The sequence below is a fragment of the Flavobacterium suaedae genome, from assembly GCF_014642915.1.
GTDB classification, from domain to species: Bacteria; Bacteroidota; Bacteroidia; order Flavobacteriales; family Flavobacteriaceae; genus Flavobacterium; species Flavobacterium suaedae.
The window spans coordinates 73,839-87,640 of sequence record NZ_BMJE01000002.1; the positions used below are offsets into that span (position 1 = coordinate 73,839).

At 35.4% G+C, this 13,802-nt stretch carries 13 protein-coding genes; 6 read left to right on the forward strand and 7 right to left on the reverse strand.

Translation table 11 applies throughout. From position 1 onward, the window contains the following. Positions 1 to 84: 84 nt before the first annotated feature. Positions 85 to 1,386, forward strand: coding sequence for a tyrosine--tRNA ligase (gene tyrS, locus IEW45_RS03340; RefSeq protein ID WP_188619826.1), 1,302 nt, complete (start codon positions 85 to 87; stop codon positions 1,384 to 1,386). Positions 1,387 to 1,434: 48 nt separating this feature from the next. Here the strand turns inward: tyrS and IEW45_RS03345 are convergent, their stop codons facing one another. From IEW45_RS03345 to IEW45_RS03370, 6 genes are all read right to left on the reverse strand, one after another. Next, positions 1,435 to 2,415 (reverse strand): LuxE/PaaK family acyltransferase, encoded by a 981-nt coding sequence (locus tag IEW45_RS03345; RefSeq protein ID WP_188619827.1) that lies wholly within the window; start codon positions 2,413 to 2,415, stop codon positions 1,435 to 1,437. Between the two features lie 82 nt (positions 2,416 to 2,497). Further along, a complete protein-coding gene (locus IEW45_RS03350) occupies positions 2,498 to 3,451 on the reverse strand; it encodes a T9SS type A sorting domain-containing protein (RefSeq protein ID WP_188619828.1) in 954 nt (317 codons plus the stop codon). A 131-nt stretch (positions 3,452 to 3,582) separates the two neighbouring features. Beyond that, complete coding sequence (locus tag IEW45_RS03355) at positions 3,583 to 4,386, reverse strand: T9SS type A sorting domain-containing protein (protein ID WP_188619829.1); 804 nt, start codon at positions 4,384 to 4,386, stop codon at positions 3,583 to 3,585. Positions 4,387 to 4,497: 111 nt separating this feature from the next. Further along, positions 4,498 to 4,845: a T9SS type A sorting domain-containing protein gene (locus IEW45_RS03360; RefSeq protein WP_188619830.1), complete on the reverse strand. Its 348-nt coding sequence runs from the start codon at positions 4,843 to 4,845 to the stop codon at positions 4,498 to 4,500. A gap of 122 nt (positions 4,846 to 4,967) precedes the next feature. Continuing rightward, a complete protein-coding gene (locus tag IEW45_RS03365; protein WP_188619831.1) occupies positions 4,968 to 6,095 on the reverse strand; it encodes a beta-helix domain-containing protein in 1,128 nt (375 codons plus the stop codon). Between the two features lie 143 nt (positions 6,096 to 6,238). Beyond that, on the reverse strand, positions 6,239 to 9,037 hold the full coding sequence (locus IEW45_RS03370) for a TonB-dependent receptor (RefSeq protein WP_188619832.1): 2,799 nt from the start codon (positions 9,035 to 9,037) through the stop codon (positions 6,239 to 6,241). 182 nt (positions 9,038 to 9,219) lie between these two features. Here IEW45_RS03370 and IEW45_RS03375 point away from each other — a divergent pair, with 182 nt between their 5' ends. Then, complete coding sequence (locus tag IEW45_RS03375; protein WP_188619833.1) at positions 9,220 to 9,903, forward strand: response regulator transcription factor; 684 nt, start codon at positions 9,220 to 9,222, stop codon at positions 9,901 to 9,903. Continuing rightward, a complete protein-coding gene (locus IEW45_RS03380; RefSeq protein ID WP_188619834.1) occupies positions 9,903 to 10,946 on the forward strand; it encodes a sensor histidine kinase in 1,044 nt (347 codons plus the stop codon). The genes IEW45_RS03375 and IEW45_RS03380 overlap by 1 nt, the downstream gene beginning before the upstream one ends. Here the strand turns inward: IEW45_RS03380 and IEW45_RS03385 are convergent. Further along, positions 10,920 to 11,981: a glycosyltransferase gene (locus tag IEW45_RS03385; protein WP_188619835.1), complete on the reverse strand. Its 1,062-nt coding sequence runs from the start codon at positions 11,979 to 11,981 to the stop codon at positions 10,920 to 10,922. The two genes, IEW45_RS03380 and IEW45_RS03385, sit on opposite strands and share 27 nt — an antisense overlap. A gap of 97 nt (positions 11,982 to 12,078) precedes the next feature. On the opposite strand from IEW45_RS03385, the gene trmB reads away from it, so the two are divergent. From trmB to IEW45_RS03400, 3 genes are read left to right on the forward strand one after another with little or no spacing between them, the layout of a single operon-like run. Continuing rightward, positions 12,079 to 12,753, forward strand: a complete 675-nt coding sequence (gene trmB / locus IEW45_RS03390; protein WP_188619836.1) for a tRNA (guanosine(46)-N7)-methyltransferase TrmB — start codon at positions 12,079 to 12,081, stop codon at positions 12,751 to 12,753. 1 nt (position 12,754) lies between these two features. Then, positions 12,755 to 13,396 (forward strand): LysE family transporter, encoded by a 642-nt coding sequence (locus IEW45_RS03395; protein ID WP_188619837.1) that lies wholly within the window; start codon positions 12,755 to 12,757, stop codon positions 13,394 to 13,396. A 16-nt stretch (positions 13,397 to 13,412) separates the two neighbouring features. Next, entirely contained in the window at positions 13,413 to 13,745 is a 333-nt protein-coding gene (locus IEW45_RS03400; RefSeq protein WP_188619838.1) for an MGMT family protein, read from the forward strand. Positions 13,746 to 13,802 lie beyond the last annotated feature (57 nt).

Consider the following 13,802-nt stretch of genomic DNA (forward strand, 5'->3'; position numbering starts at 1 on the left):
TATGTGCAGTTGTACACTTTTTTTGATGCTTTTTGACGCAGGTAGCCTCAAGTTTGTATTTTTGTATTCCAATAAACAGCAAGAATGAAAAATTTTGTAGAAGAATTGCAATGGAGAGGCATGGTGCACGACATTATGCCGGGAACAGAAGAACAACTGAGTAAAGAAATGACAACTGCCTATATTGGCTTTGATCCTACTTCTGACTCACTGCATATAGGGAGCCTTGTGCCTATTATTATATTAGTACACCTGTATAAGAGCGGGCATAAGCCTGTTGCACTTATAGGGGGTGCTACCGGTATGATAGGTGACCCTTCAGGGAAATCAGATGAAAGAAACCTTTTAGATGAAGCTACACTGAATAAAAATGTAGCCGGTATAAAAGGGGTGCTGTCTCGTTTTCTTGATTTTGATTCACAAGAAGAAAATGCTCCGATACTGGTTAATAATTATGACTGGATGAAAGAATTTTCTTTTATCGATTTTGCACGTGATGTAGGAAAACGAATTACAGTTAACTACATGATGGCGAAAGACTCCGTTAAAAAACGTTTAACCGGTGAGGCAGGGTCAGGAATGTCATTCACAGAGTTTACGTATCAGCTTATCCAGGGGTATGACTTCTACCACTTATATAAAAACCATAACTGTATGTTACAGTTAGGGGGGAGTGACCAATGGGGGAATATTACCACAGGTACAGAACTAATTCGCCGTATGACGGACGAAGAAGGTGCTAAGGCATACGCTATGACCTGTCCGCTTATAACGAAGGCAGACGGTTCTAAATTCGGTAAATCAGAAGGTGGAAACGTATGGCTTGATGCTGATAAAACATCGGTATATAAGTTTTATCAGTTTTGGTTAAATACTACGGATGAGGATGCAGAGAAGTACATTAAGATATTTACATTTTTAGATAAGTTAACCGTAGATGCCCTGATTGAAGAGCACAGGCAAGACCCTGGAGCTAGAAAACTTCAGAAGAAACTGGCAGAAGAGGTTACTACATTTGTACACTCTAAAGAAGAGTTGGAGGAAGCAATTAAAACATCTGAGTTTGCTTTTTCAAACTTCACAAAAAAAGACCTTATTGCTAAAGGAGAAAAAGTGTTTATTGACGTTTTAGGAGAGTTTTTCCATGCTGAGGTTACTAAAGAACAGCTTGAGAGTGCTGAAGGTATTATTGAAATACTTTCGGATACTACCAGTATTTTTCCTTCAAGAGGAGAAGCTCGTAAGGCTTTAAAAGCTAATGCAGTATCTGTAAACAGAGAGAAAATAAATGATTCTTACGAACTGAGCGAAACTGACTTTATATTCGGTAAGTATATTTATATTCAGTTTGGTAAAAAGAAGAAGTATGTTATTACAGTTAAGTAATAATATACTTTACTATATGAAAAAGCGGCTTATGCCGCTTTTTTTATGCTATAATACCATTAAGTTACACCCTCTTATATCAGAGTTGTCAAACCTGCCTAATACCTCAAAAGACTGATTGGTGTATTTTTTACCCAAGTCCTGCGTAGCAATAAACGAGCAGGAATTTATATTGGCTAAATCTATTACATTAATACCACCGGTTTTGTTATAGTCTACATAGCTAAGCGCATCTTCCGTATCGCGTATTAAAATGTCCATCCAAGGAGGGCATTCAAATACGCCATCACCTAAAGAGTAGGCTTGTGAGAGTAATTCGGTCATGCCATATTCCGAGTGAATTTTATCTACCCCAAAACCTTTACAAAGTATGGTATGTAGTTCTTCGCGTATTATTTCTTTTCGCTTACCTTTCATGCCTCCCGTTTCCATTATAATGGTGTTTTTTAGCTTAAAACTTTGTAGGTCTATAAGGTCGAGCAGAGCATAGGTAACCCCTATTAATAATACATTTTCACCTGAGTTGTCCAGTTTTATAAGTTTTTCTATTAACTCAGCATAGTTATGCAGATAAAACCCGCTGTCAGGGTTATTAGAGGCTTCTATCAGGTCATTTACCATATATATTAATGATGACCCTTCTCGTTCTAAATAAGACGGGAGAAGGGCTAAAACAGTGTAGTCTTCTATATTGCCGTAAAACTGTGAAAATGCCTGCCTGAAACTTTGTTCGTAGTAACTTAAATCAGTAACCAAATGTTTGCTGGTAATGCTCCTTGTCGTGCCACTGCTGGTAAATGTAGTTTGTACAGGCTCTTGCGAGCTAAGTATCTCATGTGATTTAAAAAACTGGATGGGTAAAAACGGGATATCCTTTATAGTTTTTACATTCTGTTTATTTCTGTTTAAGAAATTACAAAACTCCTGATAAACGCTGTTGTTGTCGTATTGATGACGAAATACTTTCAGTGTAATTTTTTCAAATTCTTTTTTAGATGATATACTAAAAATGTCAGGAATTGTTATCAAGGCTATTTAGTTTTAAGCAAAGGTATAAAATAAAAAAGCACTGCTTTCGCAGTGCTTTTAATTATATAAGATTTTTGTGTACTTATTTTACAACAAGTTTTCTTGTAGCCGTTTTACCGTCTTCAGTAATTTTTACAATGTAAACACCCGAAGTTAGGTTAGTAACGTTTACAGTTCCGTTTTTAGTTACTGTGTTTGCTACTTGTTTACCAAGAACATCATATATAGCTACTGTTTTATCAGCATTGTTATCAGATGTTATGTTAAGAGTGCTACCAGTAAGTGGATTAGGGTACATTTTAAGTCCTGAGATAGAGTCAAATTTTTCAGTCGCTAATGTAGAGAACACTCCCATTGGTACTGCGGTAGTAAATTGATCACAGTCCACTCCGTCAAGAGCATCATTTCCACCGTAAGTAAATGAGCTTGAATCAAAGTTACCTCCATTTGCAGCTACACCATTATTTCTTGCAGCATAACTGTCTTGAAAAGCCCACGTTGCATCAAGGTCATCTCCATTGGCAACATCTAGCGGGTTACCATATTGGTCTATTACTTCTATTAAAGTATCACCGTTGTAATTCGCTACTCTTATGGCGTCGTTACCATTAGGGTTTGGAGCATATCCTGAGTATATAACATGCTGAGCATCTATATTTGGATATAAATCTTCAAATATAGGTAAAGCACCTTCATAAAAAGGAGTACCATTATTGTTTGGCATATTAACAGCATATATAAATGAATCAGTAACTTCACCGAAATCACTCATATACATACCTATTCCACCCCAGTATTCTTCAGCTTCTGTGGCAGCACCGTTAGATTCTACCTGAAGTCTGTAATCATTAGAATTGCTTCCGAAATCAATGGTTCCTGAAACATACATTTCAACGATTCTGGGACTAAAAGTTCCGTCTGTTTCTTCACATCCACCGTGAGGTAATGTTCCGTCAACTACTTTAGTAATTACTATGCTCTGCCCGAAAGACACAGCAGAGAAAAGAACTAATGATAGTGCGTAAATTTTTTTCATGTTTGGGAATTATTTAATTAGACAGCAAATGTATATAATAGAGATGTTTAGTATGTTTCTAAATTGTTATTTTAATGAAAAAGCCCCCTCAATTTATGAGGGGGCTTTCTAAATTATATTTTAACTAGGTGTTACTTTACAACAAGTTTTCTTGTAGCGGTTTTACCTTCTTCAGTAATTTTTACAATGTAAACACCAGAAGTTAGATTAGAAACGTTTACAGTTCCGTTTTTAACTACTGTATTTACAACTTGCTTTCCAAGAACATCATATATAGCTACTGACTTGTCAGAGTTATTGTCAGATGTTATGTTAAGAACGTTACCTGTAACAGGGTTAGGGTAAAGTTTTAATCCTGCTATATTGTTTGTTTTTGAGCTTGCTGTAGACTGGTCATAGAACATTACATTATCATATAATATAATACCGGAGTCAGCACCATTTTCTTGCTGATATACTCTGAAGTCTAGTCTGAATGCAGTTGCATTAGCAGGAGCTACAAGTGTATAAGTAACCTCTTGCCATCCATTGCTGTTTTCAATATAGTTAGGGCGAAGAATATCTTGATTGTCATCCATTTGCGCACCGTCTGCATCTCTCCATGAAGCCCAATGTCTACCCTTTGCATTGTCGCTTTCGTCTTTAAACCAATAAGAGAAAACATAAGTGTTCCCTGCTGTCACAGGGATGTCCTGAATTACAAGTTTAGTGTTTCCTGTTCCTGCAGGGGCTGTAAATAAAGCCGCACTTGTTCCTTCTTGTATGTCTGTAGTTTCTTGTGTTATGCTACCACCATTATCACTAGTGTAAATGGTAAATCCTTCAGGTGCCCCATCTGTCCATGCTTCAAAACCTCCGTTTGCAACTAAATTAGTTTGTGCATTTACTGTAAATGTGCCAAGGGCAACTAATAATAAAGAGTAAAATTTTTTCATTTGCTATTATTTTGCGAATTAGTTTAACAACAAAAGTAAGAATAAAAAATAAAAGAGAGAAAAAACAAATCTAAAAATAAATTGTTTTTTTATGAATACAATTTTTTGTAATTACTTTATTATGAGCTTTCTAGTTGCAGTAGCTTCTCCTTCTTTTATTTTTATGATGTATACACCGGCAGGAATATTTGAAATACTAAGTTCTTTTCCGCTAATTGTAGTTTGAAGTATCTTTTTACCTAGCACATCATAAATCTCAACATCTTTAGATAATGTGTTATTTTTAGAGCTTATATATACACGATCTGCACTGGTAGGATTCGGGTATATATTTAATCCTTCTATAACAGTAGTATCATTCTGTTTTGTAAACGGTTTATTTTTTTCTGCAGTTTGTGCAGAAGCAAATACGCTGAATAAAGCGCATGCTATAAGGCTGTAAATGTATTTTTGTTTCATAATAAACGCGTTTTTCCAAAATTAAATATACAAAAAAGAAATCAAATAATATACCAAAAAAATACCCCTTCAAATTGAAGGAGTATTTTTTAAGAATATTTTATATGAAGTTTATTTTAAACTTACATTTTAGTCCACCCTTGAGCCCACGTAGGTAAAGCAGAACCATTTCCAGCTCCTGTGTTTTCACCTAGAGTGTAGAATTGGTTTTCACCTTGGTAGTTTGTTACAGTAGGAACGTTTACAAGAGTAACATTTGTAAATGTTATTTCGTTATTGTCTAAGTGTGCATTAGATTCAGGGTCGCTTTCTGAATCTTTAACATTAATAGCTGTTTCGAAACCATCTACATAGAAGTTTTCAACAGTCCAGAAACCTCCACCTTCTTTAATGTATATTCCACCTTCAGTACCACCACCTACTACAGAGATGTTTTTAAGGGTAGCGGTTGTAGTTGGAGTTGCTGCAAAGTCATCACCATTGTTAGAACCTTCAACACCAGCTTTAGCTCCGTCTTTTATGTACCAGTACTCACCAGTACCACTCCATCCGTCAGCAAAGTCGATAGAGTCATCCCCACTACCTATAGATACTAAGTATTTACCGTTTACAGCACCTCCGAAGAATTCGATACCGTCATCACCACCTTTGTATGACTGAACATATTCAAAAGTAGTACCAGAACCTACACCGAAAAGAGATACTCCGTTAAATTCTTTATCATTTGTAAATGTAGCACCTGTGTACTCAACTCTCAGGTAACGGATGCTTCCTGATGAATCGTTATTAACAGTACCACCGTAAGTTAAATTACCTACTTCAGACGTGGCAACTTGTCCTGTAGAACCACCTTTGTTAGTGTTTGCACGACCACAAATTACAAGTCCACCCCAATCTCCTTCAGCAGGTGTAGCTGAAGCAGAAGTCATAATAACCGGGTTGTTAGCTTCACCATTAATAAATATTTTACCGCCTTGAGCTACTGCTATGTAAGCACTAGTACCGCCCTGAGCTTCTATTCTTGTACCAGCCGGTATTGTAAGCTTAGCACCGTCCTGAACTACAAAAGCTCCTGTAAGTGTGTACGTCTGACCAGCATCTAATGTTGCTGTTTCTCCACTTGTAAGTGTTCCTTGAAAAGAGGCTGGATCAATAACAGTGTTGTTATTGTCATTGTTGTCATCATCGCTGCTGCATGATGTAACTGCTAATGCTGATATTGCAAGCATTGAAAGAAGCAATTTTTTCATCTGTTGTGTTTTTAAGTTTTAGTATAAATTTATTGGCAAAAGTATTTGTCTTTGATTAACCGTTATTTGTGTAAACATTAAGTAATCGTTAAAATAATTTCTTGTTTTATACTTAATGTTACTTAACTGTTAACTGTTGTTTTTTAAAATTTATAAGTTACAGACATGCTGCCAAATAACCCTTTTTTGTATGAAACTACGTCAACCTCATTACTGTTAGTGCTGGAAGCATTAGCATCAATTTCTTGCACTCTTTGTACTGTAGGGTCTAAAAGGTTTTTTAATGACAGGCTAACGTTTAGATTTTTGGTTATATCACTTTTAAAGATAAAGTCTAATGTTCCTACTGCTTTATCAACTAAATCTCCTCTACCGTTAGTACCAATAGCATATAATCTGTCAGAAAAATAGTTGTAAGCCACAGTTGCCATTAATCTTCTGTCTTGGTTAAATTCATAGTTATAGCTTATGTCACCATTAACTAGCCAGTCAGAAGCTCCTGTAAGTCTTCCTTCGTCATTTGTAAAACCTACACTATAACTTGTTTCTCTGGTAACCTTTTCTCTGTCAAAATCTTGATTGTGATACATATAAGTGGCATTTGCACCTACCGATAATGCATTACTGTACATTTCGCCTTCACCATGCTTAAAGTCGAATATATCTTTTCTTGCTTCAAATTCAGCACCTATTACAGTTGCTTTTTCTCCTGTATTAATCCAAGAAACATCATTAGTTGCAGATGCAATGATTACTTCATTTATTGGGTTTTGTATGTACTTCCCAAATGCTGTGAACGAAATAACCTCTGTACTCTTAGGGAAGAATTCCCATTTAATATCAGCATTATAGTTGGTAGATTCATATAAATCAGCATTACCAATATAAGTTTGTACAACCTCTTCGTATAGGAAAGGTGCTCTTTCTTTAAACTGAGGTAATGTGTATGTTTTACTGGCAGCAAACTTCAAGTTGTGTTTATCATTTAGTTCGTATTTAAATGATAAACTAGGTAGCACCTGTGTTGTATTAAGGCTACTGCTACCTCTTGAGATAGATGTGTTCCAGTCTATGTCTTGTTGGATAACTTCAACGCGTCCACCTGCAATTAAAGTAAACTTAGGAGATAATTTATATTCAACTGCAGCAGAACCTGCATGAATAGTTTGGTCTCCATTATAAGTTTGTGGTTGCAGTGCGTTAGGAATACCTGAACCACCTCTAAAAGTTACAATACTATATAGTCCTTCATCAAAGTTTTCTTGAGTAAAGTAGCTATCTAAATCCTCAAGCGTTACTACAGGTTGAGTAACACTGTTGTCAGCTAATTTAAAATTGTATTGAGTGGCTTCAAAATCAACTGATTTTATACGTCCGCTATACCCTACGGTTAATTTACCTTTATAATTATCTTCAGAATTTTTAGAGAACCTGTAGTTGCTAAATATGTTTGCAGCAACTTCATTTTCGTTTAAATCTTGGAAATACCTGTGGTTATCAGAGTTTGAAAGGTCATTAAGTTGTCTTATAGTTAAGTCACCATTATCGTCAATAGGTCTTAATGTATTTTGCATTCTGTCCGGAATAACGTTGTTTACAAAGTTGTAAGATACTCCCCAGTCAAGGTCAAGTCTTTCTGAAAACTTATTAGTACCTAAAAGCTGGTTTACATAGAGACTTGTTCTGTTAAATGTAGAACGTCTTACTATACCTCCACCATTAGGAGCGTTATCAAAAATATCAATTACACCATAAAACTCATCATGATTTTGAGAGGTAGAGTTTATATATAGTGAGTTAAAGTTTAGCTTATGATTGGTATTTATGCTGTAGTTAAGGTTACCCATTCCTGTAGTATTAGTAAGGTAACTGTATGACTGATAGTCAAAATCTTTTCTTGCAATACCTTGTGCACTTACCGAACCTCTTGCGATACCTTCTCTATAACCATACTGGCTGTCAAAAGACCCTGTAGCAAAAAAGCTCATTCTTCCTTCTTCACCAACATCATAAGAATCTCCACCTCTAATGGCAAAACTACTGTTTATAGGTGTAGCTGTTTCTCTGTTCCAGTTTGTTGTAAAATTGTACCCGTTTAAAGGATTTGATGGTTGTTTTTCGTTTGAGAAACCTGTAAAGTTTGGACCATCTTGTAAATAAAACTTATCCTGCTCAATAGCGTTTGTACTAATACCTGTACCTATACTGATTTCGAAGAAACCATTTCCTTTATAATTTTTGGACGATATATCTATGTTAGCTCCGGCAAAATCACCATAGTTTTTAAGGCTGTAGGTTTTATCTATACCTATATATTCTACGATATCAGCAGAAAATATGTCCAGTTGAATATTCTTTTTAGATGGGTTATTGGATGGTAATGGTAATCCATTCATGGTAGACATATTGTATCTGTCACCAAGACCTCTTACATATACACTACCCGAGCCTTCTTGTTTAGAGATACCTGTAGTTTTAGAAACAGCGGTAGCAACATCACTAATACCTTTTCTTGCCATTTCCTGTGCACCTATACTTTGTTTTATTTCTACAGCTTTTTTCTGTTGTAATAATAGTGCTGATTCTTTTTCGCGACTAATAGTTTTTTCAATTACTATATCTTGTAATTGAACGCTGGTAGAAGCCATTCCTTTGTTTATAACTTTAGTTTCACCTGCGGCTACAGATACAGCAACCTCTATGGTTTCATATCCTAAAAAGCCAAAAACAAGAGTGTGGTTTCCTGCCGGTACTTTAAAACTATACTCACCATTCATGTCAGTATTAGTTCCAATATTTGTACCTTTAAGAGCTACACTTGCAAAAGGTAGCGGTTCGTTATTCATGTCCAGGTCTGTCACTGTACCTTTAATAGTACCTGATTCTTGTGCATAACCTAAAGCAAAGATAAACAGGGAAATAAATAGAAATTTAAGTTTCATTTTGTGTTGTTTAAATTTGATGCAAAGAAACCCCAAGCCTAGAAATGCTATGTTAACAAAAGGTTACTTTTGTATTTGGTATTTATTACGAAATTGTTAACAGATTAAATTATAGTTAACCTGTTTCTTACTTTTGTATTATCTTTACCTTTACGGCGCAAAACAATACGCAAAGTGTCATTATGAAAAAAAAAGACATTAAGATCTTACTTGTTGATGATGAGCAAGATATTCTTGAAATTGTAGGTTATAATCTTAGCCAGGAAGGGTACAACGTTATAACAGCAACAAATGGAAAGGATGCCATTGCCAAAGCTAAAAAGGAGCTGCCTCACCTTATTATTATGGATGTTATGATGCCCGAAATGGATGGTATGGAAGCATGTGAAACAATAAGGAAAGTTCCTGAGCTTAATAACGTTATCATAACATTCCTTACTGCTCGTAATGAAGATTATTCTCAGGTAGCAGGGTTTGATGCGGGTGCTGATGATTATATCGCTAAACCTATTAAGCCGAAGTTACTTGTTAGTAAAGTAAAAGCACTTTTAAGAAGGCTTAAGGATGATGAAAACAAAGGTGATATTTTAAGAGTAGGTAATATTGAAATAAATCGTGAAGAGTACAAAATTGTTGTAGACGACAGCGAGATAATATTACCAAGAAAAGAATTTGAACTTTTCTATTTATTAGCAAGCAAGCCGGGTAAAGTATTTAAAAGAGAGGAAATACTGGACAAGGTTTGGGGTAACGAAGTTGTTGTAGGTGGCAGAACAATAGATGTTCACATTAGAAAACTTCGTGAAAAAATAGGAGATGAACTGTTTAAAACAATAAAAGGAGTAGGCTATAAGCTGGAGATTTAGTGGCAATAAATTTTAAGAAATCATATCGTTTTGCTGTAAAATCAGCAACATACATTACACTTTTTTCTGCCTTTTTATTAACGGTACTGCTATACCTTTTTGCCGAAATAAACACAATCTTTATTTTGGCTTTCTCTGCATCATTATATGTTTTTTCGTTTTTTGTACTTCAGTATAGGGTAGAACACTTTATATACAGAAGGGTGAAAAAAATATATGATGATGTCTCACTTCTTGATTCTACAACCCTAAGAAACAAACCTATAACTACCGATATGGTAACCCTTACAAGGGAGGTTCAGAAATTTGCCCGTGACAAGAAGTTGGAAATTGAAACACTTAAAGTTCGTGAGGAATACCGTAGAGAGTTTATGGGTAATGTATCGCACGAATTAAAAACACCACTATTTACCGTTCAGGGTTATTTGTTAACGTTGCTGGATGGTGCCATGAGTGATAAAACGCTTCGTAAAAAATATTTGCAACGTGCTGAAAAAGGAGTAGAACGCCTTATATATATAGTTCAGGATTTGGATATGATATCTAAACTTGAGCTTGGCGACCTTAACCTTAACTATACCAAATTTAATATAGTTGAAGTAGTCCAGAACGTATTTGATATGCTGGAAATGCGTGCAGATAAAAAAGGTATCATGTTAATGTTTGATATGAAATACCTTAAACCAATAATGGTATTTGCCGATAAAGATAAAATTCAGCAGGTAGTAACCAATTTGGTTGTAAACTCTATTAAATATGGTAAAGAAGACGGTACTACCGAGGTAAGTATCGAAGATTTAGTAAATAACAAAATTATTGTAAGAGTTAAAGATAATGGCGAGGGTATAGAGAAACAGCATATACCAAGACTGTTTGAGCGCTTTTACCGTGTAGACAAAAGCGGAGCCCGTTCCGAAGGAGGTTCAGGCTTAGGTTTGGCTATAGTAAAACACATAATAGAAGGTCACGAAGAAAAAATGTATGTAGAAAGTAAATTTGGCGAAGGGTCTGAGTTTTCATTCACCCTCGAAAAGACCAAATAAATCTTTCCATCTCATATCACTCCCCAGATTTTTCAATCCTTTATACATATCTATTTTATCTAAATCCTCTACTTTAAAAGCATGTTGTCTAGCATAAGGTACAAGTCCGCTTTTCTTTAATTTATGCGCTAAATATTCTTGTTCATATTGCCCGGGGGTAGGTATAAAGAAAGCCTTTTTACCTAGCTGAGCTAAATCCATAATGGTAGTATAACCTGAACGACACAATACCTTGTCACTTTCATTAAAAGCCTGCTCTAATGCAGAACCATTCATAAAATTGTAGAAAGTAATATTGTCTTTTACTGATACTTTTTCCTCAGGTTCCACAACACCTTTTATAAAAATAACTTTGCCTTTATAGCGTGTCAACTCCTGGCTAAGTCTTTCTTCCAACAAAGTACGTTGTGGTTCAGGACCTGAAAGTATAGCCATAAGGTCATACTTTTTTTCTAACTTCTTTTTATGAAGTCTGCTTAAAGGTCCTATGTACTTTACCTTAAGCTCTTCTGTTTCCAAATGCCCTAATTTACCCGACAGGTTAGGAGAATCGGCAACATCGGGAACCCAGCACTCATTAAATTTTTTAATGAATACCTGATGTACTTTTGATGTGAACCATGTAGTGTTGCCGGTTAGAACTTTTAACTGATGTGTTATGAAAACAGAGGGTATGTTTTTGCAATATACTCCCAGTCGATTATCGGAAATTATACCACTAATGTTATATTCTTTAATCAGTTTTTGTACCTGATTGTTTTCCCGGGTAACGGCTTTTATCATATTCGGGATTTGTCCCATTAATTTTAATTTGAAAAAAGCACCGTTTTTGGCATATTCTATTTGGTATGGAGGCAATTCTAAAGCATGTAAATTAGGGAACTCTTTCTTTAAAAGTTCTAATGCTACGCCATCAGATGCAATTACAGGTTCAAAACCATGATTCTCCAATGCCTCTATCACGGGTATACACCGTGTAGCATGGCCAAGACCCCAGTTTAGCGGAGCTACCAAAATCCTTTTCCTGTGTTGCAATGTGTTGTTTTTTGATAAGTAGTTAATAACTGCGAATGTAAAATTATTTGCCGTTCCGTATATTTCTTTAATTTTACCAAAATTTTAAGAATTAGTTTTGGGAAGCAAGAATAAGTTAAAGAGATTCAGGGAAAACGAGACATTCTCGAATGTTATACAGCCTGAAAGAGAGGATGCACTTGCAGGTAATTTTAACCTGAAAGGCAAATGGGGGGAAGCGTTTTTTAAAAACGATAACCCAATAGTTTTAGAGCTTGGTTGTGGTAAAGGAGAGTACACTATTGGTTTGGCCCAACGATATCCTAATACTAATTTTATAGGTATAGATATTAAAGGAGCGCGTTTTTGGCGTGGTGCTAAAACAGCTCTTGAAAAAAATATTAATAATGCGGGTTTCCTGCGTACTCAAATAGAGATAATAGACCATTTTTTTGCTGAAAATGAGGTTTCGGAAATTTGGATAACATTCCCCGACCCACAAATAAAGTATAAACGTACTAAACACAGGTTAACTAACACTGAATTTTTACAACGTTATAAAAAAATACTAAAGCCTGAGGGGGTAGTAAATCTTAAAACCGATAGCGAGTTTATGCATGGTTATACATTGGGTTTACTGCATGGTGAAGGACATGAGGTTATATATGCTAACCATAATGTATACAGAAACGAAGGTGCGCCGGAAGCTGTTACAGCTATACAAACCTTTTATGAAGAGCAGTATTTAGAGTTAAATAAGCCTATAACCTACATACAGTTTAAAATAAAATAATATGGATTTTCTCCTGCCTTTTGTGCTGGGTTTTATTGTAGCGGCTCCGGGAATATTATTACCGGGATTGCTAAATATAACTGCAGCAAAAATTAACTTACAAAAAGGCAGGCAAAGAGCCATTATTTTTGCACTGGGTGCCAGTGCTACTATCTTTGTACAGTCATACATAGCAGTTTCCTTTGCTAAATTTTTAAATAAAAGACCCGATGTAATTTATTTACTACAGGAGGTAGGTTTAGGTATTTTTATAGTACTAAGTATTTTTTTCTTTTTCATTGCCAAAAAGCCTAAACCTAAAACTGACGAGGAAGTGGAAAAGTTAAGGAATAAAAGCAGATTCGGAGAGTTTTTTCTGGGTATGCTGCTTTCTGCACTAAACGTTTTACCCATACCTTTTTATGTTTTTGCGAGTATAGCGTTATTCAGGCAAGGGTATTTTCAGTTCGACGATACTTCTTTTATATTCTTTTTTGTTATAGGGGCAGTAATAAGCTCATTTTTAGTGTTTAATCTTTATATTAGTTTCTTTAAGCGATTTGAGCATAAAGCTGAGTTTTTCCTTAGAAATATAAATTATTTTTTGGGAGGGATAACCGGTTTAGTAGCTGTTATCACGCTTATTAAAATGATGAGAAGCTAAATAAAGCAATAAAATTATGGCTACAGGTAACGATAACTTTTTTCAAAAAGTATATCAGGTAGTAAGGCAAGTGCCTTATGGCAGGGTAACATCTTACGGAGCTATAGCAAAATACCTTGGTGCTGCGCGCTCTTCGCGTATGGTAGGCTGGGCTATGAATGCCAGTCATGGTCTGGATGACGTTCCTGCACACCGTGTAGTAAACAGACATGGACTACTGACAGGGAAACATCATTTTGAAGGAACAAACCTTATGCAGCAGTTGCTGGAAAATGAAGGCGTGGAAGTAATAGAAAATAAAGTGCAAAATTTTGATGTGCTTTTCTGGGATCCTGCTAAGGAATTATAAGTATTAAACTACTGTATTGTCTCAATTTTTTAGCTAAGCCAAAACTTTTACATATCA